Genomic DNA, 23,812 nt, shown 5'->3' on the forward strand with positions numbered 1-23,812 from the left:
GATGTGACATCCAACGGTTCAAATTTACAGCGCGCATTGTATAGCGCATCCGGGGTCAATCATATCTTATATAAGACATAAGACAAATTGACTGAGTGATCTGTTCAAGAGTACACTTACGCGCTGTTTACAGACCTGCCATCGGGGGATCCCGATCGCTGATTCCAGTCGTTTGACACCCTCTCCGATGCTGGCCTGCTTGGACACCTCATTTCTATTTTCTGGAGTTTTCCCATGAGCAAGAAGCCCGTACGTGTCGCCGTCACCGGTGCCGCTGGTCAAATCGGTTATGCCCTGTTGTTCCGCATCGCTTCGGGCGAAATGCTGGGCAAGGACCAGCCTGTCATCCTGCAACTGCTGGAAATTCCTGACGAGAAGGCACAGAACGCGCTCAAGGGCGTGATCATGGAGCTGGAAGACTGCGCTTTCCCGCTGCTGGCCGGTATCGAAGCCCACAGCGATCCGCTGCAAGCCTTCAAGGACACCGATTACGCGCTGCTCGTGGGTGCCCGTCCTCGCGGCCCAGGCATGGAGCGTGCTGACCTGCTGGCTGCCAATGCCCAGATCTTCACCGCCCAGGGCAAGGCCCTGAACGCTGTCGCTTCGCGCAACGTCAAAGTGCTGGTGGTCGGCAACCCTGCCAACACCAATGCCTACATCGCGATGAAGTCGGCTCCCGACCTGCCAGCGAAGAACTTCACCGCCATGCTGCGTCTGGACCACAACCGCGCTGCCTCGCAACTGGCTGCCAAGGCTGGCTTCAAGGTCGGCGACATCCGCAAGCTGACCGTCTGGGGCAACCACTCGCCCACCATGTACGCTGACTACCGTTTCGCGACCGTGGACGGCAAGTCGGTCAAGGACGCGATCAACGACCAGACCTGGAATAAGGACGTGTTCCTGCCTACCGTGGGCAAGCGTGGCGCCGCCATCATTGCCGCTCGTGGCCTGTCGTCGGCTGCATCGGCAGCGAATGCCGCCATCGACCACATGCGTGACTGGGCCCTGGGCTCGGCGGGCGAATGGGTCACCATGGGCGTGCCTTCGAACGGCGAATACGGCATCCCAGCGGGCATCATCTTCGGCTTCCCCGTGACCACCGAAAACGGCGAATACAAGATCGTCGAAGGTCTGGAAATCGACGCGTTCTCGCAAGAATGCATCGACAAGACCCTGGCTGAGCTGCAAGGCGAGCAAGACGGCGTCAAGCACCTGCTGTAATCCAAGGCCGATCCGCATGCTTGCATGGAATGCCCAGCTCTACAGCCGGTTCGAGGACGAGCGCACGCGCCCGGCCGCCGAACTGCTGGCGCGCGTGGCCCTGCCCAGCGATACCGCCTATGTGGTGGATCTGGGTTGCGGGCCGGGCAATTCCACCGAGCTGCTGGCCCAGCGCTTCGTGCAGGCACGGGTGCTGGGTATCGACCAGTCGCAAGACATGCTGGCCGCTGCGCGCCAGCGTCTTGCGCAGGTGCATTTTGAGCAGGGCGACATCGCCCACTGGCAGGCTCCACTGCACAACGGTCGTTTGCCCGACCTGATTTTTGCCAATGCGGCCCTGCAATGGGTGCCGGGCCACGCGCAGCTGCTGCCCCGCTTGATGGGCATGTTGGCCCCCGGTGGTGTGCTGGCCGTGCAGATGCCCGACAACCGCGATGAGCCCACCCACCGCCTGATGCGTGAGGTGGCAGCGCTGCAGCCCTGGGCTGCAGAAATCGGCGATCCGCATGCCTTGCGCACGGATTTGCTGTCTTTGAATGATTACTACGATGTGTTGGCCCGTGGTGCGCAGGTGGATGCCTGGCGTACGGCGTACCAGCACCCAATGGACAGTGCGGAGGCGATTGTCCAATGGGTTCGTGGCACGGGTCTGAGACCCTTTCTCCAGCCTCTGCGTGCCGAGTTGCAAACCAGCTTTGTGGCCGAGTACACCCGCCGCATCGATGCCGCCTACGGCCTGCGCAGCGATGGCCAGCGCCTGCTGGCCTTTCCCCGCTTGTTTTTGGTGGCCAAGCGCCCCATCTGACGATTAGTAGCCATGAGTGTCTCCGCCATCCATCCCGCACAGGTACTGCTGGGCGCCCAGTCTGGGGCCCTGGCACTGCCGGTCTGCGACCACTACAGCGGTGTGGAAGACCGCATGCGCAAAAGCCTGGCCTTGCAGGCACAGATGATGCAAGAGTTTGGCCGCTGCGTGTTCGATGTGACCTTGGACTGCGAAGACGGCGCGGCCGTCGGCCAGGAAAAGGCCCATGCCCGGCTGGTTGCGTCGCTGGCCAAGAACGCCGCGCCCGGCGCCCGGGTTGCTGCCCGCGTGCATGCGGCCGACCACGCCGCGCTGGCCGAAGATATCGCCACCATCGCCGGTGAGGCGGGCGAGCAGCTCTGCCACATTATGGTGCCCAAGGTCGAGTCGGTCGATGACATCGACCAGGTCGACCGCTTGCTGCAAGCGGCCACCAGCACCCCGGTGCCGCTGCATGCGCTGATCGAGTCGCCCCAGGCGGTGCACCGCGCTTTCGAGATTGCGGCCCACCCCCGCGTGCAAAGCATCAGCTTTGGCCTGATGGATTTTGTCTCTGCCCATGGCGGCGCCATCCCCTCGAGCGCGATGGGCGTGCAAGGCCAGTTCACGCATCCGCTGGTGCTGCGCGCCAAGCTGGAGATCGCAGCCGCCTGCCACGCCTACGGCAAGGTGCCCTCGCACTGCGTGGTGACCGAGTTCAAGAACCCCGATGCGATGGAGCAGGCGGCCCGCCGTGCCTACGGCGAGCTGGGCTACACCCGCATGTGGAGCATCCACCCCGCGCAGATCCGCCCCATCCTGCAGGCCTTCGCGCCCACGCAGAGCCAGGTCGATGAAGCGGCCCGTATTGTGCGGGCGGCGGCGGACGCGCAATGGGCACCGATCAGCGTCGACGGCGTCTTGCATGACCGTGCAAGTTATCGTTACTTTTGGCAAATTTTGGAGCGTGCCGCGCAGACGGGTTGTCCGTTGCCGGGTACAGTGCGGGAGTGGCTGTAACCATCCGGGTCCAGCCCTTTTCCTGTTTCTTGCGTTGTATCGCGGGAGTTGTTATGAAAAATCGCGTGATTTCTTTGTTGGTCCTGGTGCCTGCGCTGACGTTGTCCATGGGCAGCGTGCAGGCGCAAGAGAAAAAGGCGGCCAAGCCAGTGGCTGCCAAAACCACCGCCGCCAAGAAGGCACCGGCCAAAAAGGCCCCTGCCAAGCGTGCGTCCACCGCCAAAAAGGGCGCAGCGGTTGCCGCTGGTGCCGGCGCAGCCGCTGCGGCCGCGTCCATTCCTGCCCAGCAGACCCTGACCCCCGCCGAGCTGGCCATTGCCGAGCAGGTCTACCAAGGCCGCATCAGCTGCGAGCTGGGTGCCTCGATCAATATCGCTAAGGACTCGGTCAACCCCGGCTACTTCTTCGTTGAAGGCAAGGGCTTCAAGTACCACATGGCTCCCGTGGCCACCTCGACGGGCACCATCCGCCTGGAAGACCAGCACGCTGGCGCCATGTGGCTGCAAGTGGCCAACAAGTCGATGCTGATCAACCGCAAGCTCGGTCAGCGCCTGGCCGACGAATGCATGAGCCCTGAGCAAAACCAGGTTGCCGAAGCCATCAAGAAAAACCCACCTGCCGCACTGTTTGAAGGCAACGGCCGCTGATAAGAACAGCGGCGCGGCTGCCCGAGGCCTTGCGAGCGCCCCACCATTGAAATAGAGAACCGGAGAACGTATGTTGAAAGCCTACCGCGACCATGTGACTGAGCGTGCCGCTCTGGGCATCCCCCCACTGCCGCTGGATGCCAAGCAGGTCGCTGACTTGATCGAGCTGATCAAGAACCCGCCTGCCGGTGAAGAAGCATTTCTGCTCGATCTGCTGACCCACCGCGTGCCGCCAGGCGTGGACGATGCCGCCAAGGTCAAGGCTTCCTTCCTGGCAGCCGTGGCACATGGCGACCTGAAAGTGGCGCTGATCTCCAAGGCCAAGGCCACCGAGCTGCTGGGCACCATGGTGGGTGGTTACAACGTGCATCCGCTCATTGAGCTGCTCGATGACGCAGAAGTGGCCGCCGTGGCTGCCGATGCGCTCAAGAAGACGCTGTTGATGTTCGACTTCTTCAATGACGTCGCAGACAAGGCCAAGGCCGGCAATGCCAAGGCCAAGGAAGTGATGCAAAGCTGGGCCGACGCCGAGTGGTTCACCTCGCGCCCCGCAGTCGACAAGAAGATCACCGTCACCGTGTTCAAGGTGCCCGGCGAGACCAACACCGACGACCTGTCGCCTGCGCCAGACGCCTGGAGCCGCCCCGACATTCCTCTGCACTACCTCGCGATGCTGAAGAACACGCGTCCTGACGCGGCCTTTAAGCCTGAAGAAGACGGCAAGCGCGGCCCGATGCAGTTCATCGACGACCTGAAGAAAAAGGGCCACCTGGTGGCCTACGTCGGCGACGTGGTCGGCACCGGTTCTTCGCGCAAGTCGGCAACCAACTCCATCGTCTGGGCCACCGGCCAGGACATTCCCTTTGTGCCCAACAAGCGCTTTGGTGGTGTGACCCTGGGCGGCAAGATCGCTCCGATCTTCTTCAACACCCAGGAAGACTCGGGCTCGCTGCCGATTGAAGTGGACGTCTCCAAGCTGGAGATGGGCGACGTGATCGACGTGCTGCCCTACGACGGCAAGATCCTCAAGAACGGTGAGACCGTTGCCGAGTTCCAGCTCAAGAGCGATGTGCTGTTTGACGAAGTGCGCGCCGGCGGCCGTATCAACCTGATCATTGGCCGCTCGCTGACCGCCAAGGCCCGCGAAGCGCTGGGCCTGCCCGCATCGACCGTGTTCCGCCTGCCCCAGGCGCCTGCCGAATCCAAGGCCGGCTTCACCTTGGCGCAGAAGATGGTCGGCCGCGCTGTCGGTCTGCCAGAAGGCCAGGGCGTGCGCCCAGGCACCTACTGCGAACCGCGCATGACCACCGTGGGCTCGCAAGACACCACGGGCCCGATGACCCGCGATGAGCTCAAGGACCTCGCTTGCCTGGGCTTCTCCGCCGACATGGTGATGCAGTCCTTCTGCCACACGGCCGCCTACCCCAAGCCCGTGGACGTCAAGACCCACCGCGAACTGCCCAACTTCATCAGCAATCGTGGTGGCGTGGCCCTGCGTCCTGGTGACGGCGTGATCCACAGCTGGCTCAACCGCCTGCTGCTGCCTGATACCGTGGGTACCGGCGGTGACTCGCACACCCGTTTCCCTATCGGCATTTCCTTCCCCGCAGGCTCGGGCCTGGTGGCCTTCGGTGCTGCCACCGGCGTGATGCCTCTGGACATGCCTGAATCGGTGCTGGTGCGCTTCAAGGGCGAAATGCAGCCGGGCGTGACCCTGCGCGATCTGGTGCACGCGATTCCGCTGTACGCGATCAAGGCCGGTCTGCTGACCGTCGCCAAGGCCGGCAAGATCAACGAGTTCTCCGGCCGCATCCTGGAGATCGAAGGCCTGCCAGACCTGAAGGTCGAGCAAGCGTTCGAGCTGTCCGACGCGTCCGCCGAGCGCTCTGCCGCTGGCTGCACGATCAAGCTCAACCCCGAGCCGATCAAGGAATACCTGACCTCGAACGTGGTTCTGATGAAGAACATGATCGCCGACGGTTATGCCGATGCCAAGACGCTGCAGCGCCGTATCGAGAAGGTTGAAGCCTGGCTGGCCAAGCCCGATCTGCTCGAAGCCGACAAGGATGCCGAATACGCGCACATTATCGAGATCGACCTGGCCGACATCAAGGAGCCTATCGTTTGCTGCCCCAACGACCCGGACGACGCCAAGTTCCTGTCCGAGGTGGCCGGCACCAAGATCGATGAAGCCTTCATCGGCTCGTGCATGACCAACATCGGCCACTTCCGCGCTGCAGCCAAGCTGCTGGGCGGCCAGCGTGACATCCCCGTCAAGCTGTGGGTGGCACCACCTACCAAGATGGACCAGAGCGAGCTGATCAAGGAAGGCCATTACGCTGCCTTTGGTACCGCCGGTGCCCGCACCGAAATGCCCGGCTGCTCGCTGTGCATGGGCAACCAGGCCCAGGTGCGCGAAGGCGCGACGGTCATCTCGACCTCGACCCGCAACTTCCCCAACCGCCTGGGCAAGAACACCAATGTGTTCCTGGGCTCGGCCGAGCTGGCCGCGATCGCATCGCGCATCGGCAAGCTGCCCACCAAAGAAGAGTACCTCCAGGAAATGGGCGTGATCGATGCCGACAAGGCCTCCGTCTACCGCTACATGAACTTCAACGAAATCTCGGAATACGCCGAGGTTGCCGAGAAGATCTAAGCCTTTTGGCCTGCGTGCAGGGGTTTGCAGCCTCTGCCCTTGCAACCCGCTTCGGCGGGTTTTTTTACGCCATTTGCGTGGGGTATGCATGCTGCGTCGTGCAGAAAAAACTGAGGTATGCACAATGTTCGCTGGCCGCAGGCTGGCGCCTGTGCGCCCGCGGGCCTGGCTGCGCCAGGTTTGCGCGCCCAAGTTTTGAAATGCCCGACTGGAGAAATGAGTCCGATGACGATGTGGAAATATGTGGTGGCGCTGATGGTGCCTGGTGTGATGGCCAGTGCCAGCCTGGCGCAGGTGCAGAGTGGCGCCACGGACAGCGCAGCCTCTGCCGAGGTGACAACTGCGCAGGCGACGCCTTGCGACGGCGCGGTGATGTATGCGCTGGACAACTGGTACCAGGTGCAGCGCTGCGAAAGCGCGGGCTTCTTGCTGCCCGAAGACATTGCCCAGAGCAGCGCCGATTTTCTGGCCGCGCACCAGGGCATCGAGCAGGACGTGCGCAGCCAAAGCCCGCGCGCGCAGCAAGCGCTGGCCTTTGCCGGCACCAGCCCCTGGGACTGGAATGACCCGGGCAACCGCAGCACCCTGGAAAACCTCTGCCGCGATACCTTGCAGTCGCAAAAGCGCATGGTGACGGAGCCCAGCTGGCGCGAATCGCTCAGCTGCGCGCGCTGATAGAGCGGAGCGGGCAGGGCGCTCAAACTCCAAACGTCCAGCCTTTGTGGGGCTAACCAATCTGAAGCCTTGCAGCAGCCTGTAAAGCCAGGCTGCCCAGGCCGCCAGGGCCGTGTCGCCAAAGGATCCTCTGCAGAACCCTCGCCAAGCGGGATGGGCGCGGATCGGGATGAGACGCAAGGCGTCTTTTGAAGGCAATAGCCGTAGCTATTGCCGAGGAAGGCAACGCAGCGGATCGCCCGAGACCGCGTTCAGACCACGGCAGGGAGTTTTGCAGAGGGTCCCTAGCCCAGGCGCACGTCGAAGTACGCCTCTTCCACGCCAATCCCCTGAAAGCCCGCCTGCCGCGCCTTGTCAAAGGCCTTGAGCCAGGCGCGTGCCAGCACCTCTTGCTGGGCGGAGATCTCACCGCCTTCGGCGGCATCGGTAAATGCACTCAGGGCTTCGAGCATGTCTTGTTGATCGGGGAAAAACTTGCCGATCTCTCTGGCAAAGCGCGCTTCTGCGCGGTGCTTGAGGGCGGGATCAATGCCGTGGCAATCCTGCAGGCTGATGGCGATCGGGGTAGAGACTTCCATAGATTAGGGTGACTGTTTAAATAAACAGTGTCTAGTATCCCTGCTAACTGTTTATTTGTACAGTTTTTTTATCGCGATAGTCATTGAATGTGTGTGTCGGCTGCGCTGCGCTGGCAAAGCGGGTGGGGCGGCCTTGGGCCCAGTGGCCACCCGGGTTTGCGCAGCGCGTATACAATACGGGCCCCTTGTGCCTGGGAACGCCGCATTGTTCCTGGGCCACTTTTCGTAGCCATGGGTTCCCTCGCCCCCATTGACCAAAAAGGAATGTCATGAACTCCGCTCATGCCGTGCAGACCCCTGTCTCGCGCGTGCCCTTCTATCTCTCCTTGCTGGTGGCCTTCCATATCGCCATCGTCATTGCCAGCAACTACCTGGTGCAGCTGCCCATCTCGCTGTTGGGTTTTCACAGCACCTGGGGGGCTTTCAGCTTTCCCTTTATCTTCCTGGCCACCGACCTGACCGTGCGTCTGATCGGCAAGGCCGAGGCGCGCCGCGTCATCACCCGCGCCATGCTGCCTGCGCTGCTGGTGTCCTATATCGTTGGCGTCATCTTCCATGAAGGGCGCTTCAACGGCTGGGAGGCGCTGCAGACCTTCAACAGTTTTGTCTTCCGCATTGCGCTGGCCAGCTTTGCTGCCTATGTGCTGGGGCAGTTGCTCGACATCCAGGTGTTTGACCGCATTCGCCAAAAGAGCCACGCCTGGTGGATGGCACCCGCTGCCGCCTCGGTGTTTGGCCAGGCGCTCGATACTGCTGCCTTTTTCTCCATCGCCTTCTGGCGCAGTGCCGACCCCTTCATGGCCGCCAACTGGGTGGAGATCGCACTGGTGGACTATGTGATCAAGCTGGCGGTGAGCCTGCTGCTGTTTGTGCCCGCCTATGGCGTGGTGCTGGCCGCGCTGGTGCGCTCGATGCGCATGCCGGCGGCGCCTGCTGCGGCATCCTGAGAGCCTTTGGCAGGTGCCAGCGCCTGAGGGGGCTCTAAGAACCTGTTCAAAGTCTCTACGCAGCCGCGTTGGAGTGCAATCGGGATGAGTTCGAAGGGATGGAACGTAGCTTGCACCTGGGTGCAAGCAAGGGCCAGCGCGCAGAAATCGCCCGATTTCACTCCAACCCGCAGGGACAGTGGCTTTGCGCTGCCCGGGAAGGGGCGCCCGGCTAGGGAGCGGTCTGCGTCGTTGCAAATCCTCGCAATAGCCGGGCTATTGCTGCGGTATTGCGCGGCTGGGCGCCCCCCTCGCATCCCATCTCGCAAAGACACTGTCGCGGCGCGAGGAGACTTTGAACAGGTTCTAAGCTACATGCCGCAATAACAAAGGCCGCCAGAATCAAATCTGGCGGCCTTATGCATGGGGCGGTGCGCTTTGGTGGCGCACGGCGCCGTACCAATCAGGTCTGGCTTTGCAGGTAGTTGGGCAGGCCCATCATATGGATCAGGCCGAGTTGCTTTTCCAGCCAGTAGGCATGGTCTTCTTCGGTGTCGCGCAGCTGGGCCAGCAGAATGTCGCGGCTCACATAGTCGCTGTGCTTCTCGCACAGTTCCATGCCCTGGCGCAGGCCGGCACGCACTTCGTATTCGGTGTCCAAGTCCTTTTGCAGCATCTCGGGCACGGTCGCGCCGGGCGTGAATTCCTTGGGGCGCATATCGGGGCGGCCGCCCAGCATCAGGATGCGGCGCAGCAGTGCGTCGGCATGCTGGGTCTCTTCCTGCATCTCATGGTCCAGGCGGGTGAACAGCTTGGTAAAGCCCTGGTCTTCGTAAATGCGCGAGTGGGCAAAGTACTGGTCGCGTGCGGCCAATTCGCCACGCAGCAGGTCCTTGAGGTAGTCGACGACGTCGGGATGGCCTTGCATGTTCTTGTTCTCGGGTGAGTTTGCGAAGCCTGCAGTATCGCGTGTCTGCGTGCGCTTGGTTGCGAAAGCAGCCAAATGCCCATGTAGCACCGCTCTGGATGCGGGCTGTAAGCAGATGCATTCGCATTGCCTATGCAGCCAGTGCGGCTCGGGTCAGGGCTGGGTCGCACCGGTTCTGGCAAGATCAACGGTTTTGAAGGGAGCGAGCGTGAACCCATCCGAAGCCTGGCAAGAGCAAGTGCACCCCATCGACCCGGCAGTGCGCGCCGACATCGAAGCCAAGCTGGCGCAGATCGAGATCGAGCACCAGGTGCGCATTCTGTTTGCCTGCGAGTCCGGCAGCCGGGGCTGGGGCTTTGCATCGCCCGACAGTGACTACGATGTGCGCTTTATCTATGCACCGCGCCTGCCCTGGTACCTGAGCGTGAGCGAGCAGCGCGATGTGATCGAGCTGCCTATCTCCGATGTCTTCGATGTCAATGGCTGGGAGCTGCGCAAGGCGCTGGGCCTGCTCAAAAAGGGCAATGCCACCTTGATTGAATGGTTTGATTCTCCCGTGGTCTACCAGGCCGATCCGCTGTTTGTGGCCGACATGCGCGCCGCCATCGAGCGCGTGCACCTACCCGAGCGCACGCACTACCACTACCTGCACATGGCGCGCAAAAACTACCGCGAGTACCTGCAGGGCGAGACGGTGCGGCTCAAGAAATACCTCTATGTGCTGCGCCCGCTGCTGGCCTGCCTGTGGCTGGCCGAGGGCCGGGGCGTGGCACCGATGCGCTTTCAGGATCTGGTCGATGGCACGGTCGCTGACCCGGCCGTGCTTGACGCGATTGCGGCGCTGCTGGTGGTCAAGCGCGCGGCCAAGGAATCCGAGCATGGTGCCGCGATGCCGGTGCTCAATGCCTTTATCGAGACGACCTTGGCGCAGCTGGAAGCCGCCCCCGCGCCGCAGACACCGAGCGTGGACTTTGCGCCGCTCGATGATTTGCTGCTGCGCACCGTGCTGAGCGGCCACACGGGTTGATCAGGCGCCTGGGTCAGGGGCTTGCACGGCCTGCACGGCGGATTGCAGGCTGAGCAGCAGCTTGTGCACCAGCGGGTTGTCTGGCTGGCTGCGCCAGACCGCCAGCAGCTCGGACTGCGGCTGCTCGCCCAAGAGCGGAATAAACACCACATTGGGCATGCCCACGCGCTGCAGCGCGGCGGGCACAATGGCCGCGCCCTGGCCCAGCGATACGAGCGACAGCACCGACAACCAGTGCCGCACCTCATGCCGCACCTCGGGCGCAAAGCCATGGGCCATGCACATCTGGTAGATGCGCTGGTGGTAGAGCGGCGAGACAGCGCTGGAGAACAGCACCAGGCGCTCGTGCTTGAGCTGCGCCAGATCGAGCGCGGCATGGCCCGCCAGCGCATGCGGGCGCGGCAGGCAGGCCACAAAGGGCTCTTGCATCAGCAGCTGGCTGCGCAGGCCTTCGGGCAGCATCACCGGATGCACCAGGCCCATGTCCAGCTCGGCCTGCTGCAGGCCCAGCAGCTGCTCGGCGCTGTTGAGCTCGCGCATGTCGATGCGCACCTGCGGATGCGCGTTCTGAAAATGGGCCAAAGCCTGGGGCACGCCCCGGTAGAGCGCCGAGCCGACAAAGCCCAGGCGCAGATGGCCGCGCACGCCCTGGCCGACATCGCGCGTCTCCTGCGCCGCCTGCCCGGCCAGCGCCAACAGTTGGCGCGCGCGTGGCAGCAGGTGGGCGCCGGCAGCGGTCAGGCGCACGCCCTTGCTGCTGCGCTCAAACAGCGCAGCGCCAATTTCTTCTTCCAGCTGGCGGATGGCGACCGACAGCGGCGGCTGCGAGATGGACAGGCGCTGGGCCGCCCGGCTGAAGTGCAGCTCTTCGGCCAGCGTTGCAAAGTAGTTCAGCAGCCGCAGCTCCATGGGGGCTCCTATCTATATTTAATACGTATCGATAAAGATTTTAATAATATTTGACGCGAATAGCGCTGGCTGCTGAAATGGCGCAAAACCTCGCGACCCGAGCGCGAACCCGCGCACAAAACACGCCTAACCATGCGAGCCGGCAGAGCATCGCCGCCAGCCCGCCATCAGGAGACCCGCATGTCCGCACCGGACCCATCCCAGCGCAGCGCCATGGCGCAGGTGGCGCAAGCCCATGCCCACCCCGTGCCCGATCGCCACGGCAGCAATTTCTACAGCACCGACCCGGCTTTGCAGCAGCTCTTGCAGCTCTACCTGCCCGCCGATCTGCTGGCCCATCTGCAGCCCTATCTGCAGCGCATGGGCGAGCTCGCAGGCGGCCGCATCGATGAGCTGGCCAGCATTGCCGACAAGAACCCGCCCACGCTGGAGCACCGCAGCCGCGCCGGGGAAGACCGCCAGCGCATCATCAAGCACCCGGCCTATGAAGAGCTCGAACGCATTGCCTATGGCGAGTTCGGCCTGCAGGCGATCTCGCACCGCGACGACATGCTGGGCTGGCAGGGCAAGATGCCGCCCATCGTCAAATATGCGCTGACCTATCTGTTTGTGCAGTCCGAGTTTGGCCTGTGCTGCCCCTTGTCGATGACCGATTCGCTCACGCGCACCTTGAAGAAGTTCGGCGCGCCGGAGCTGGTCGCCAAGTACCTGCCGCAGCTGCTGTCGCTGGACTGGGACAGCCAGGCCCAGGGCGCCATGTTCATGACCGAGCAGGCCGCCGGCTCCGACATCTCCAACACCCAGACCCTGGCCCAACCGCAGGCCGATGGCAGCTGGCGCGTGACGGGTGACAAATGGTTCTGCTCCAACCCTGATGCCGAGTTTGCGATGGTGCTGGCCCGTGTCGAAGGCGCGCCCGCTGGCATGAAGGGCATCTCGCTCTTTTTGCTGCCGCGCAAGCTCGATGACGGCAGCCAGAACCACTACCGCATCATTCGCCTCAAGGACAAGCTGGGCACCAAGTCGATGGCCAGCGGCGAGATCCGCATGGAAGGCGCCACGGCCTACCTGATCGGCGAGCAGGGCCGGGGCTTTGTGCAGATGGCCGACATGGTCAACAACTCGCGCCTGTCCAATGGTGTGCGCTCGGCCGGCATGATGCGCCGCGCGGTCGCCGAGGCCGAGTTTGTCGCCAGCGAGCGCGTGGCCTTTGGCAAGCGCCTGCAGGACATGCCGCTGATGCAGCGCCAGCTCGACAAGCTGCGCGTGCCCGCCGAGCAGGCGCGCTCCATGGTGTTCCAGACCGCGCAGACCCTGATGCGCTCGGACGCGGGCGACAAGGAGGCCTATGCGCTGCTGCGCATCCTGACGCCGATGATCAAGTTCCGCGCCTGCCGCGATGCGCGCAAGGTCACAGGTGACGCGATGGAAGTGCGCGGCGGCTGCGGCTACATCGAGGAATGGACGGACCCGCGCCTGGTGCGCGATGCCCACCTGGGCTCCATCTGGGAAGGCACCAGCAATATTGTCGCGCTCGATGTCGTGCGCGCCATCCAGCGGGAAGGCTCGCTGCCGGTGCTGCAGGCCTATCTGCACGGCCTGCTGGCGCATTGCAGCATCAGCGCAGGCTACCGCCAGACGCTGGATGCCGCTCTGGCCCGCGCCAGCGCGCTGGCCGAGCGTGCCGCGCAAGACGGCGGCGCGGTGCTGGCCCGCCAGGCTGCCACCGGTCTGTACAACTGCACCACCGCCATTGCGATGGCCTGGGAAGCCGGCCAGATCGACTCGGCCGAGCGCCTGCGTCTGTCGCAACTGGTGCTGCTGCACCGCGTGTTGCCGCGCGACCCGTTGGCGAGCGACGCCATTCCCGCCGATTGGCTGGACTGAATAACAGATACGCAGACCGGCAGAGACACCCCCATCAATACGCAGGCAGCAGACCTGCATCCCTCAATACATGGAGACAAACATGCAAAAATTTTCCTTGAACACGGCGGCGCTCGCCCTCGCATGCCTGGCCGGGCTGGGTGGCGTGGGCATCGCCTCGGCGCAAGCCGCTGACAAATTCCCCGACCGCCCGATCATGTTCACCGTACCCTTCCCACCGGGCGGCCCCACCGATGCGATGGCCCGCATTCTGGCGACCGAGCTGACGCGCGAGCTGGGCCAGAGCGTAGTGGTGGAGAACCGCGCGGGCGCAGGCGGCAATATCGGCGCCGAGTATGTGGCGCGCGCCAAGCCCGATGGCTACACCATCATGTTCGGCACCTCGGGGCCGCTGGCGATCAACAAGAGCTTGTACAAGTCGATCAGCTACGACCCGCGCACCAGCTACGCGCCCATCATCTATGTGGGCTACCTGCCCAATATCCTGGTGGTGAAGGCCAGCCTGCCAGCCGACAACGTGCAGGGCCTGATCGCGCTGGACAAGGCCCAGCCCGGCAAGCTCAATTTCGCGTCATCGGGCAATGGCGCTTCGTCGCACCTGGCCGGGGTCATGTTCAACAACCTGGCGGGCACCAAGCTGCAGCACATTCCCTACAAGGGCACGGGCCCGGCGCTCAATGATTTGCTGGCGGGACAGGTCGACATGAGCTTTACCGATATCCTGACGGCCATGCCCTATATCAAGGCAGGCAAGGTCAAACCGCTGGGCGTAGCCACCGCGCGCCGCTCCAGCGCCTTGCCCGACATTCCCACCGTGGCCGAGCAGGGCATGGCCGGGTATGACGTGGGTGTTTTCTTCGGTGTCGTCGCCCCCAAGGGCACGCCGCCCGAGCGTGTGCAGGTGCTCAACCAAGCCTTCTCCAAGGCGCTGGATTCGGACAGTGTGAAAAAGGCCTTTGCCGCGCAGGGCCTGGAGGCATCACCGGACCGGTCGCCCGCCTATCTGGGGCGCTTTATCGGTACTGAAGTAGACAAATGGCAGGCAGTGGTGCAGCAGTCGGGTGTGACGCTGGACTGATACAACGGAAAACGGAAAAACGGACCATGACAACAACACAGGCGGCCCAAGCAGGCGCTTTGCAGGGCATCAAGGTGCTCGATCTCTCGCGCATTCTGGGCGGGCCGCTGTGCGGCCAGATCCTGGGCGACCATGGCGCCGATGTGCTCAAGGTCGAGCCGCCGCAAGGCGACGATACGCGCAGCTGGGGCCCGCCGTTTCGCGAAGGCGTGGCCTCGTACTACCTGGGGCTGAACCGCAACAAGCGCGTGCAGTTCATGGACTTGGCGAGTGCCGAAGGCCAGGCCCAGGTGCGCGCTTTGATGGCGCAGGCCGATGTGGTGGTCGAGAACTTCAAGACCGGCACGATGGAGAAATGGGGCATTGGCTACGAGCAGATGCAGCAGCAGTTTCCGCACCTGGTCTGGTGCCGCGTCACCGGCTTTGGCGCCGATGGCCCGCTGGGCAGCCTGCCCGGTTATGACGCGGCCATTCAGGCCATGGCCGGGCTGATGAGCATCAATGGCGAGGCCGACCGCGACCCGCTGCGTGTGGGCCTGCCGGTGGTCGACATGGTCACCGGCCTCAATGCCGTCATTGGCGTGCTGCTGGCGCTGCACGAGCGCGGCCGCAGCGGCCTGGGCCAGCTGGTCGATGCCTCGCTGTACGACGCGGGCATCTCGCTCTTGCACCCGCATGCCGCCAACTGGTTCATGAACGGCAAGATCCCCGGCCGCTCCGGCAATGCCCACCCCAATATCTACCCCTACGATGTGGTGAACACCGGCAAGGCGCCAATCTTTCTGGCCGTGGGCAATGACCGCCAGTTCCGCCTGATGTGCCAGCACCTGGGGCAGGAGGCCCTGGCCGATGACACGCGCTTTGCCACGGCCGGCCAGCGCTCGGTCAACCGCGATGTGCTCAAGCCGCTGCTTGAAAAAGCCTTTGCCGCGCATGACGGCGTGCAACTGGCCCAAGACCTGATGGCCATTGGCGTGCCTGCCGCGCCGGTGCTGAATGTGGAGCAGGCCTTGCAAGCCCCGCATACCGCGCACCGCGAGATGGTCGTGAAGATGGGCGACTACACCGGCCTGGGCGCCCCGGTCAAGCTCAGCCGCACGCCCGCGTCCTACCGCTTTGCGCCGCTGAGCGAAGGCACGGCGTTTTTGGATGCGGCCAACGACCACTGAGCCGCACCATTCACCCGCGAAGGCCCATGTCTGCGCATTGCAGCATGGGCCTTTTTTCTGAGCCAGGGACTGTGCTCAGTCCAGCAGGCGAATGCCCGTGCGCTGCACAAACTCCGCGTAGCTGAGGGGCTTGCCCGCCTTGGCCGATGGCTGGTTGTCCTGCAGATGCACCCAGCGCTGGCCGGTCGCTGGGTCGTAGACCATCTTGAACACGGCATCGGGCACCCAGACCTGGCCGTCACCGATGGTGCGGTGTTGCTTGCCAAAAACCGGGCCAGTGATGACAAAGACATCGCCCTTGGCGCGGCGGATATAGCGGCGCGTGTCCTGCTCGATCTGCGACCAGGGCTTGCCGTTTTGCGTCGGGTCCTGCGGCACCATATTCGCCAGCGAATAGCTTTGGGCCTTGCCGAACTTGGTGCTCATGTCACCGGCCGCAGCCATATGGCCACGGCTGAGGCCCGAGCGCCGGTAGTCCGACAACTGCGCGCGTTCGCGCGCGGGCAGACGGGCTTCTTCGTAGAACTTGTCGCTGCGCTTCAAGTCCTTGGCCTGGTCCAGCATGCGGGCGTTCAGGCGCTGGGCCACAAAGATCGGCGTCTTGGTCTGGCCCGAATGCAGCACGGCAAACTCTTCAAAACACAAAGGACGCAATTGGCCGTAGGCACTGGTGCTGGGCGGCTTGCCCGAGAAGAACTGCGGGCAGTCATCAAAGCCTGCAGCCAGGGCAGGGGCGGCGGCGCACAGCAGCGCTGGCGCCAAGTAAACAGAGAGGCGGGAAAACATAAGCGCGCAAGTGTTGCACAAGATGGGCCCGCCGGGGACAAAGGCCGGGCAGGCCGTCGGCTATGCGGGCCGTGGATGGCGCTCGCTGCAATGCCTAGTGGGCCGCTTCCTGCAGAAAGGTCCATAGCTGCAGCGCGTGGGGCGGCAGCTGGGCGGGGTCGCGGCAGGCCAGCACCAGCTGGCGTGCGGCCCAGTCGGCGCTCAGCGGCTGCAGGCGCAGCCGGGCCTGGGGCCAGCGCAGGGTGGCGCATTCGGCAGCGGTGCGCGGCACCAGCGCAGCGCCCAGGCCCATCGCGACCCAGTCGCACAGGGCTTCGAGGTGCGGGGCCAGCGCGCGGTAGCGCAGCGCCACGCCCGCCTGCAGTGCCTGCGCGGCCATCAGCTGGTGCAGCGCATGCTGGGGCAGCAGGCCCAGGAGCGCAATGTCCTTGAGGTGGTGCAGTTGCACATCCTGGGGCAGGGCGGCCAAGAGGCGCGTCGTGCCCAGCAGCACCAGCGGGTCATCGCGCCAGACCTGGGTGTGCAGGCTGCCCGCAGGTACGGCGTTGGAGAGCACGCCCATATCCGCCTCACCGGCCATCAGCGCGCGCGCAATCGCATCGCTGGTGCATTCGCGCAGCTCCAGGCGCAGCTGCGGGTTGGCTTGCATAAACGCGCCCAGCGGCGCAATCAGGTGCTCGCTGATCGCTGAGGTGTTGGCCAGCAGCTCAATGCGCGTGCCCAGGCCCTGGCCAAAGGCCTGCATGTCGCCGGCGAGCTGCTCCATCTGCAGCAGCATGCGGCGGGCATGGGGCAGCAGCACGGCCCCCGCCTCGGTCGCTGTGACCCCGCGCTTGCTGCGGTGGAGCAAGGGCGCGCCCAGCACCGTCTCCATGCCGCGAATGCGCTCGCTGGCCGATGCCAGGGTGATATGGCAGCGCTCTGCCCCCTGGGTGATGGTGCCGGACTCCAGCGTATGGACAAAAAGGCGCAGGTCTTGCAGGTCAAAGCGCATGGCGGGCGGGAAGCGGTGTCGTGGGGGATGCGCCATGGTAGCGGTCTGCCGCGATGCTGGCTATGGATTTTCCATATTGATCATTCGGAAGGCATCACCGTTGAAGGGATGGAACCGCATTCCTATGGAAAAGAAGAATGCTTTGGCCTCTGTATGCGTCGAATGGCAGGAGAGCGCGCAGTGCATGCAGCTGGCGACCCTGAACCCTCTTGCGCTGGGGTATGCTACGGCGCATGGCTACTTCGTCTTCTGAAAGCAGTGTTGCCGGCACGGCAGCGTTTTCCAAGTTCATGCGCGTGCTGCAGCTGGTGGCAGATGGCAGCGAGCCGCTGGGCATTGCCGAGATGGCCAAGGCAACAGGTTTTCCGCGCCCGACGGTGCACCGCATTGTGGCGGCGCTGCAGGCCGAGCGCATGTTGGTGGAAGTGGGGAGCACGCGCTGCTGGACCCTGGGCCCGCGCCTGGTACAACTGGCCAGCCGCAGCTGGAGCCGCTCGGGCCTGCGCATGGCCGCTACCCAGGCGTTGCGTGATCTGCGCGATGCCACGCAGGAGACCATCCATTTCGCCGTGCCCTCGGGCCACAGCATGGTCTATATCGAAAAGCTCGAGAGCGACAGCGCCGTGCAGATGTCATCGCGCATTGGCACCAGCGTGAACCTGTACTCCACCGCCGTGGGCAAGGCCTACCTGGCCGCGCTGCCTCCCGGCGATGCCAGTGCGCTGATGGCAGAGCTGAGCTATGCGCCGCTGACGGCGCAGACGGTGGGCGATGCGCAGGCGCTGCAGCAGCAGGTGGACGCAGTGCGCCAACGCGGCTGGTCCACCGATGCGCAAGAAAATGAAGAGGGCATTTACTGCTTTGGCGCTGCGGTGCTGGGGCCGGACGGCAGCCCCGTGGCCGCCATCAGCGTCAGCACCTTGCTGTTCCGCCAGCGCGAAGATGTGCAGGCCGCCTATATCCAGCCGCTGCTGCGCACCTGCCGTGCGATTGCCCAGCAGCTGGCGCAAAACCCCAATCTGGTGCATGGCTGATAGTTTGTGCGCAGGCTGGCGCACTCCGCACCAACTACCGCTTTAGAGCATCACATTTGAATTGGTGATTTTTTTGACCGGCCGGATGGCGCTGTTGTCCGGCTGGATCGATGCGGCCGTATCACCGCTGTCCCAGTGCGGGTCGTCGATGCTGTCAAAGGCCTGGCGCAGCTTGTCACCCCAGGTGTTGCGCACCATGCGGAAGTACTGGTTGAACTCGTCGATGCAGGCGATGTTGTCGCAGGCGAGCTGGTCGGTTTCGTAGACTACCAGGTCCAGCGGCAGGCCCACCGACAGGTTGGATTTGAGCGTGCTGTCCATGGAGACGAGCGCGCATTTGGCCGCTTCATTGAGGGGGGTCTTGGGCGTCAGCACGCGGTCGAGAACGGGCTTGCCATACTTGGCCTCGCCAATCTGGAAGTAGGGGGTCTCGGCCGTGGCCTCGATGAAGTTGCCGGCCGAGTAGACCTGAAAGAGGCGCGGGCTCTCGCCAGCGATCTGGCCGCCAAACACCAGGCTGCAGTTGAAGTCGACGCCAGCGCGCTCGAGCGCCTTGCCATCGCGCTCCTGGATATGGCGCACGGCAGCGCCCAGCACGCGGGTGGCATCGAACATGCTCTTGGCGTTCCAGATGGTGATGGGCGGGCCGCCGTTCTCGTCTTCGAGCTGCTGGGTCTGCAATATCTCGCGCACCGATTGCGAGATCGACAGATTGCCGGCAGACAGCAGCACCATGAAGCGCTCGCCGCGCTTCTCATACACCATCATCTTGCGGAAGGTGCTGATATGGTCCAGGCCCGCATTGGTGCGGGAGTCGGAGAGGAACACCAGGCCGGCGTTCAGCTTGATGGCTACACAATAGGTCATGACTTGTCAGCGAGTCGCTTGAGTGAATACAGTAGATCGAGGGCGTCGCGCGGTGTCAACGTATCGGGTTGCAGCTCGCGCAATTGCGCCTCGACGGCGCTGGGAGTGGGGGTCTCGGCCGAGGCCGGCTGGGCAAACAGGTCCACCTGGGAGTCGCCCGCCTGCTGGCGCGCTTCCAGCGCGGCCAGTGCATGGCGGGCATGGCTGAGCACGGGCGCGGGCATGCCCGCGAGCTTGGCCACCTGCACGCCATAGCTGCGGCTGGCCGGGCCCGGTTGCAGTTCATGCAAAAACACGATGTCGCTGCCCGCTTCGGTCGCGGCCACATGCATGTTGATCGCATGTTTGGCCTTGGCCGGCAGCTCGGTCAGCTCAAAGTAATGGGTGGCGAACAAGGCCAGGGCCTTGGTCTTGTCATGCAGATGCGTGGCAATGCCGCTGGCCAGCGCCAGGCCATCAAAGGTGCTGGTGCCCCGGCCGATCTCGTCCATCAACACCAGGCTGTTGGGGGTGGCGCTGTGCAGGATCTGCGCGGCCTCGGTCATCTCCAGCATGAAGGTGGACTGGGCATTGGCCAGGTCATCGGCCGCGCCGATGCGGGTGTGGATCGCGTCGATGGGCCCGAGCAGGCAGCGCGTGGCGGGCACATAGCTGCCCATGCTGGCGAGCAGCGCAATCAGCGCCACCTGGCGCATATAGGTCGATTTACCGCCCATATTGGGGCCGGTGATGATCTGCAGGCGCTGCAGGCTCGACAGCCGCGTGTTGTTGGCGATGAAGGAAGCGTTGGAGGTTTCGGCCAGGCGCGCTTCCACGACCGGGTGGCGGCCGGCATCGATGTCGATGCAGGGCTCGGGCACAAACTGCGGCGCGCACCAGTTCAGGGTCAATGAGCGCTCGGCGAGCGCACACAGCGCATCGAGCGAGGCAATCGCCTGGCCCACACGCGTGAGGGCGCTGACATGCGGCTGCAACTGGTCGAGCACCTGCTCGTACAACCATTTCTCGCGCTGCAAGGCGCGTTCCTGGGCCGACAGCGCCTTGTCTTCGAAGGTCTTGAGCTCGGGCGTGATAAAGCGCTCGGCGTTCTTCAAGGTCTGGCGGCGGCGGTAGTCGTCGGGCACCTTGTCCTTGTGGCTGCTGGTGACCTCGATATAGAAGCCATGCACCTTGTTGAACTGCACGCGCAGGTTGCTGATGCCGGTGCGCGCTTTTTCGCGCGTCTCCAGGTCCAGCAAAAAGGCATCGCAATTCGTCTGGATCGCGCGCAGCTCATCCAGCTCGGTATCAAAACCGTTTGCAATCACGCCGCCGTCGCGCACCAGCGCTGCGGGCTCGGGATCGATCGCACGGATCAGCAGCTCCATCGCCTCCAAGGGCGGCTGCAGCGCTTCAAAAATCTCGCCCAGCAGTGGCGCGGGCGCAGCGGCATTGCGCGCCAGCTGCTGGGCCTTTTGCAAGGTCAAACCCAGCGCTACCAACTCGCGCGGGCGCACCTGGCGCAGGGCGATGCGGGCGGTGATGCGCTCCACATCGGAGACACCCTTGAGCTCGGTGCGCAGAATCTGCCACGGCGCTGCCGACAGCGTGTCGCTGTCGCCGCGCAGCACCGCGATGGCGCCCAGGCGCGCACGCGCATCGCTGCGGTCGCGGCTGGGTTCGAGCAACCAGCTCTTGAGCAAGCGGCTGCCCATGCCGGTCTGGCAGGTATCGATCAGCGAGAACAGGGTCGGGCCGTCCTCGCCGCGCAAGGTCTTGACCAGCTCCAGATTGCGGCGGGTGGTCGCAGGCAGGTCGATCAGTGCATCGTCGCGCACCACATGGATGGTCTGCACATGAGGCAGGTTGCGGCCCTGGGTGTGCTCGGCATAGGTCAGCAGCGCGCCAGCGGCCGCATGGGCAGCATACAAGGTCTGCGCATTCCAGGCCTGCAGGCTGGCCGCGCCCAGTTGCTCGAGCAGCTTGCGCTCGCCCAGCTTCTCGTCAAACTGCCAGTCGGGGCGCAGCGCCAGCGGGCAGGTCAGCACGCCGCTGCTGCGCAGCTGGTAGAGCGATTGCTCAAAGCGCTGCGAGGCACCGGCGCTGTAGGCCACTTCGCTGGGCGCAATGCGCGCAATCCAGGCGGGCAGCTCTTCATGCGTGCACTCGGCCAGAAAAATCTTGCCCTGGGTGACGCTGAGCCACGCCAGGCCACAGCGGGCGCGCTGGGCCTGGTGCACCACCAGCAGCATGGCCTCGGCCTTGTCGCTCATCAGCTCGCTGTCGGTCACCGTGCCGGGCGTGACCACGCGCACCACCTTGCGCTCGACGGGGCCCTTGCTGGCCCCCACTTCGCCCACCTGCTCGCAAATCGCCACCGATTCGCCGAGCTTGAGCAAGCGCCCCAGGTAGTTCTCCAGCGCATGGAAGGGCACGCCCGCCATCGGAATCGGCTGGCCGGCCGACTGGCCGCGCTGGGTCAAGGTGATATTGAGCAGCTGCGCGGCCTTCTCGGCATCGCCATAAAACAACTCGTAAAAATCCCCCATGCGGTAGAACAGCAAGGTGTTGGGGTGGTCAACTTTAGCAGCATGGTATTGCTGCATCATGGGCGTATGCGATGAAAAATCGGCTTTTGTCAGCGTTGGATTTTCCATTGGGTTTGAACTCATCTATTGGTATGGGTTGGTATGCATCCAACTTGGCATGGCATGGGTGATGGGGTTAGCACCGGGCTCATAAAGGCGGGCACCACCGGCGGTGCATCAGGGGGCAGGGTGGCTGCGCCTGTGTGCGTCTGGCCGCTATGCGCATCATACAAGGCTGGCTGGGGGGCGATTGGCCTGGGCGGGGTGAGCATATTAACGCAATTGGCGAATAAAGTTGGCGGTCACTCGCATGCAGCGCATGGAAATATCTGGCAGATCTGCCATGCAAGGAGTTCTCGGCGCGGGCGGACGCCGCAGCGGCAAGCGCCGCTATCTTTGAAGAGATTTAACACCCCGATGCGAATGTAAAGCCCATCGCACCGCCTCGAAAATCTCGGTAAAGCTGCCCGATTCCTACCACCTTGCCCTCAGGCTTGCGCCATCATGGGTTGCAAGCAAGGCGGTTCTGCCTTCTGCTCTACAAGGATAGGAGGTCCTCAATGACAAACGCAACGACAACATGGATGAGCCGTATCGCCGCCGCTGCACTGGTGGCTACGATGGGGGCTGGAGCAGTCGGCGTGCAAGCGCAACCGCGCCCGCCGCAGGAGGTGCACCGCCATGATGACCGGGGTCGTGCGCAGCCCGATCGCCGCCATGATGCGCACCGGCCCGATGCGCGCAACCACCGCGGTGCGGGGCCGGACCACCGCTGGGTCAAGGGCTCGCGCGTGCCGCCCCAGTACCGGGCGCATGGCTATGTGGTCAATGACTGGCGCGGACACCGCCTGAGCTCGCCCCCGCGCGGCTACCACTGGATCCAGAATGGCGGTGACTACCTGCTGGTGGCCATTGCGTCTGGTGTGGTTGCGCAGATCGTGTTTGGCAACTGACAGACAGAGGCGGTTTTCTGATCGCCCAAAGACAAAGCCCACAGGCCTGGCCTGTGGGCTTTGTCGTAGGAGAGTGCGGAAATTTACTCGGCTTGCTCGGCGTCGGGCTCGGCCGGGGTGTCCGCAGCGGGCTCGGCGCCGTCGTCGTTCAGCGCCTGGCGCACGGCAGCCTTGTCGCCCGCGCTGGCAAACTTGCTGTACTTGGCGAGGATGGGCACCAACTGGCCGTAGATGCGGGGCGTGCCGGCCAGCACTTCGCGCTGCTCCAGGAAGTCAGCTTCACCGGTGAAGTTGCCGACCAGGCCACCGGCCTCGGTCACCAGCAGCGAGCCCGCTGCCACGTCCCAGATGCTCAGGCCCGTTTCAAAGAAACCATCGCTGAAGCCGGCGGCCACATAGGCCAGGTCCAGCGCCGCTGCGCCGGGGCGGCGCACGCCGCTGGTGCGCTGCATCACATCGCCGAGCATGGCCATGTACTGCTTGAAGTTGTCGCCCGGACGGAAGGGGAAGCCGGTGGTGATCAGTGTGTCGCGCAGCTGGGTGCGCTTGGACACGCGGATGCGGCGCTCGTTCAGGAAGGCGCCACGGCCACGGGTTGCGGTGAACAGGTCGTTGCGGGTGGGGTCGTACACCACGGCTTGCTCGACGCGGCCGTTCACGGCCAGCGCGATGCTGACGCAGTAGACGGGGAAGCCGTGGATGAAGTTGGTGGTGCCGTCCAGCGGATCGATGATCCAGATGTGGTTGGAGCGGGGGTTGCCGTATTCGTTGCCCGATTCTTCGGCGAGGATGCCGTGGTCCGGGTAGGCGGTCAGCAAGGTCTCGATGATCGCTTGCTCGGAGGCCTGGTCCACTTCAGTCACAAAGTCGTTCACCTGTTTGGTCGATACCCGCACCGATTCCACGTCAAGCGCGGCACGGTTGATGATGGCGCCAGCAGCGCGAGCGGCCTTGATGGCCATGTTGAGCATGGGGTGCAGGGAGGAGGACGACATAAATTGTGTGGGCGTAAGTGGGGCAGCAAAAACGCTGCGAAACGCTGGGGCAAGAGCGGCAAGTAGACCGCGGCCGGCGATGCGGCAGCGACAATAGGGGCTAGATTGTAC

The 23,812-nt window shown here is 64.0% G+C and carries 21 protein-coding genes; 13 read left to right on the plus strand and 8 right to left on the minus strand.

What is annotated here, in order from left to right; all coding sequences use genetic code 11:
- Positions 1 to 234 precede the first annotated feature (234 nt).
- The 6 genes from F0Q04_RS09560 to F0Q04_RS09585 all read left to right on the plus strand — a co-directional run bounded on the left by F0Q04_RS09560 (position 235) and on the right by F0Q04_RS09585 (position 7,003).
- Positions 235 to 1,221: a malate dehydrogenase gene (locus F0Q04_RS09560; protein ID WP_116924951.1), complete on the plus strand. Its 987-nt coding sequence runs from the start codon at positions 235 to 237 to the stop codon at positions 1,219 to 1,221.
- A 16-nt stretch (positions 1,222 to 1,237) separates the two neighbouring features.
- A complete protein-coding gene (tam, locus tag F0Q04_RS09565; protein WP_116924952.1) occupies positions 1,238 to 2,026 on the plus strand; it encodes a trans-aconitate 2-methyltransferase in 789 nt (262 codons plus the stop codon).
- Positions 2,027 to 2,038: 12 nt separating this feature from the next.
- Positions 2,039 to 3,025 carry an HpcH/HpaI aldolase/citrate lyase family protein gene (locus F0Q04_RS09570; RefSeq protein ID WP_116924953.1) on the plus strand — a complete coding sequence of 329 codons (987 nt, stop codon included), beginning with the start codon at positions 2,039 to 2,041 and terminating at the stop codon, positions 3,023 to 3,025.
- A gap of 53 nt (positions 3,026 to 3,078) precedes the next feature.
- Complete coding sequence (locus tag F0Q04_RS09575; protein WP_116924954.1) at positions 3,079 to 3,672, plus strand: hypothetical protein; 594 nt, start codon at positions 3,079 to 3,081, stop codon at positions 3,670 to 3,672.
- A gap of 70 nt (positions 3,673 to 3,742) precedes the next feature.
- Entirely contained in the window at positions 3,743 to 6,328 is a 2,586-nt protein-coding gene (gene acnB / locus F0Q04_RS09580) for a bifunctional aconitate hydratase 2/2-methylisocitrate dehydratase (protein WP_182345271.1), read from the plus strand.
- A gap of 225 nt (positions 6,329 to 6,553) precedes the next feature.
- Positions 6,554 to 7,003 (plus strand): hypothetical protein, encoded by a 450-nt coding sequence (locus F0Q04_RS09585; protein ID WP_182345272.1) that lies wholly within the window; start codon positions 6,554 to 6,556, stop codon positions 7,001 to 7,003.
- 284 nt (positions 7,004 to 7,287) lie between these two features.
- Here the strand turns inward: F0Q04_RS09585 and F0Q04_RS09590 are convergent, their stop codons facing one another.
- Positions 7,288 to 7,581, minus strand: a complete 294-nt coding sequence (locus tag F0Q04_RS09590; RefSeq protein ID WP_182345273.1) for a hypothetical protein — start codon at positions 7,579 to 7,581, stop codon at positions 7,288 to 7,290.
- 269 nt (positions 7,582 to 7,850) lie between these two features.
- Between F0Q04_RS09590 and F0Q04_RS09595 the strand changes: the two genes are divergently transcribed.
- A complete protein-coding gene (locus tag F0Q04_RS09595; protein WP_116924958.1) occupies positions 7,851 to 8,528 on the plus strand; it encodes a 7-cyano-7-deazaguanine/7-aminomethyl-7-deazaguanine transporter in 678 nt (225 codons plus the stop codon).
- Between the two features lie 442 nt (positions 8,529 to 8,970).
- Here the strand turns inward: F0Q04_RS09595 and bfr are convergent, their stop codons facing one another.
- Positions 8,971 to 9,435 carry a bacterioferritin gene (gene bfr / locus F0Q04_RS09600; protein ID WP_116925234.1) on the minus strand — a complete coding sequence of 155 codons (465 nt, stop codon included), beginning with the start codon at positions 9,433 to 9,435 and terminating at the stop codon, positions 8,971 to 8,973.
- Positions 9,436 to 9,643: 208 nt separating this feature from the next.
- Between bfr and F0Q04_RS09605 the strand changes: the two genes are divergently transcribed.
- The gene (locus F0Q04_RS09605) at positions 9,644 to 10,462 is read left to right on the plus strand and encodes a nucleotidyltransferase domain-containing protein (protein ID WP_232539567.1); all 819 of its coding nucleotides are present in this window, start codon (positions 9,644 to 9,646) and stop codon (positions 10,460 to 10,462) included.
- Here F0Q04_RS09605 and F0Q04_RS09610 read toward each other — a convergent pair whose 3' ends face one another.
- Positions 10,463 to 11,371: a LysR family transcriptional regulator gene (locus tag F0Q04_RS09610; RefSeq protein WP_182345275.1), complete on the minus strand. Its 909-nt coding sequence runs from the start codon at positions 11,369 to 11,371 to the stop codon at positions 10,463 to 10,465. It lies immediately after the preceding gene.
- 180 nt (positions 11,372 to 11,551) lie between these two features.
- Between F0Q04_RS09610 and F0Q04_RS09615 the strand changes: the two genes are divergently transcribed.
- The 3 genes from F0Q04_RS09615 to F0Q04_RS09625 all read left to right on the plus strand — a co-directional run bounded on the left by F0Q04_RS09615 (position 11,552) and on the right by F0Q04_RS09625 (position 15,505).
- Positions 11,552 to 13,258 (plus strand): acyl-CoA dehydrogenase family protein, encoded by a 1,707-nt coding sequence (locus F0Q04_RS09615; protein ID WP_116924961.1) that lies wholly within the window; start codon positions 11,552 to 11,554, stop codon positions 13,256 to 13,258.
- An 82-nt stretch (positions 13,259 to 13,340) separates the two neighbouring features.
- Positions 13,341 to 14,336: a Bug family tripartite tricarboxylate transporter substrate binding protein gene (locus F0Q04_RS09620; RefSeq protein ID WP_116924962.1), complete on the plus strand. Its 996-nt coding sequence runs from the start codon at positions 13,341 to 13,343 to the stop codon at positions 14,334 to 14,336.
- A gap of 26 nt (positions 14,337 to 14,362) precedes the next feature.
- Positions 14,363 to 15,505: a CaiB/BaiF CoA transferase family protein gene (locus F0Q04_RS09625; RefSeq protein ID WP_182345276.1), complete on the plus strand. Its 1,143-nt coding sequence runs from the start codon at positions 14,363 to 14,365 to the stop codon at positions 15,503 to 15,505.
- Between the two features lie 75 nt (positions 15,506 to 15,580).
- On the opposite strand, the gene F0Q04_RS09630 is transcribed toward F0Q04_RS09625, so the two are convergent.
- Both F0Q04_RS09630 and F0Q04_RS09635 read right to left on the minus strand, forming a co-directional pair.
- Entirely contained in the window at positions 15,581 to 16,291 is a 711-nt protein-coding gene (locus F0Q04_RS09630; protein ID WP_182345277.1) for a DNA/RNA non-specific endonuclease, read from the minus strand.
- 94 nt (positions 16,292 to 16,385) lie between these two features.
- Positions 16,386 to 17,321, minus strand: a complete 936-nt coding sequence (locus tag F0Q04_RS09635; RefSeq protein ID WP_182345278.1) for a LysR family transcriptional regulator — start codon at positions 17,319 to 17,321, stop codon at positions 16,386 to 16,388.
- Between the two features lie 197 nt (positions 17,322 to 17,518).
- Here F0Q04_RS09635 and F0Q04_RS09640 point away from each other — a divergent pair, with 197 nt between their 5' ends.
- On the plus strand, positions 17,519 to 18,319 hold the full coding sequence (locus tag F0Q04_RS09640) for an IclR family transcriptional regulator (protein ID WP_021027677.1): 801 nt from the start codon (positions 17,519 to 17,521) through the stop codon (positions 18,317 to 18,319).
- A 42-nt stretch (positions 18,320 to 18,361) separates the two neighbouring features.
- On the opposite strand, the gene F0Q04_RS09645 is transcribed toward F0Q04_RS09640, so the two are convergent.
- Both F0Q04_RS09645 and mutS read right to left on the minus strand, forming a co-directional pair.
- Positions 18,362 to 19,186 (minus strand): proteasome-type protease, encoded by an 825-nt coding sequence (locus tag F0Q04_RS09645; RefSeq protein ID WP_116924966.1) that lies wholly within the window; start codon positions 19,184 to 19,186, stop codon positions 18,362 to 18,364.
- The gene (mutS, locus tag F0Q04_RS09650; RefSeq protein WP_182345279.1) at positions 19,183 to 21,774 is read right to left on the minus strand and encodes a DNA mismatch repair protein MutS; all 2,592 of its coding nucleotides are present in this window, start codon (positions 21,772 to 21,774) and stop codon (positions 19,183 to 19,185) included. The genes F0Q04_RS09645 and mutS overlap by 4 nt, the downstream gene beginning before the upstream one ends.
- A 539-nt stretch (positions 21,775 to 22,313) precedes the next feature.
- On the opposite strand from mutS, the gene F0Q04_RS09655 reads away from it, so the two are divergent.
- A complete protein-coding gene (locus F0Q04_RS09655) occupies positions 22,314 to 22,706 on the plus strand; it encodes an RcnB family protein (protein ID WP_116924967.1) in 393 nt (130 codons plus the stop codon).
- An 83-nt stretch (positions 22,707 to 22,789) separates the two neighbouring features.
- On the opposite strand, the gene F0Q04_RS09660 is transcribed toward F0Q04_RS09655, so the two are convergent.
- Positions 22,790 to 23,701 (minus strand): inositol monophosphatase family protein, encoded by a 912-nt coding sequence (locus F0Q04_RS09660; RefSeq protein WP_116924968.1) that lies wholly within the window; start codon positions 23,699 to 23,701, stop codon positions 22,790 to 22,792.
- Between the last annotated feature and the right edge of the window lie 111 nt (positions 23,702 to 23,812).

This window comes from Comamonas koreensis (assembly GCF_014076495.1).
GTDB classification, from domain to species: Bacteria; Pseudomonadota; Gammaproteobacteria; order Burkholderiales; family Burkholderiaceae_C; genus Comamonas; species Comamonas squillarum.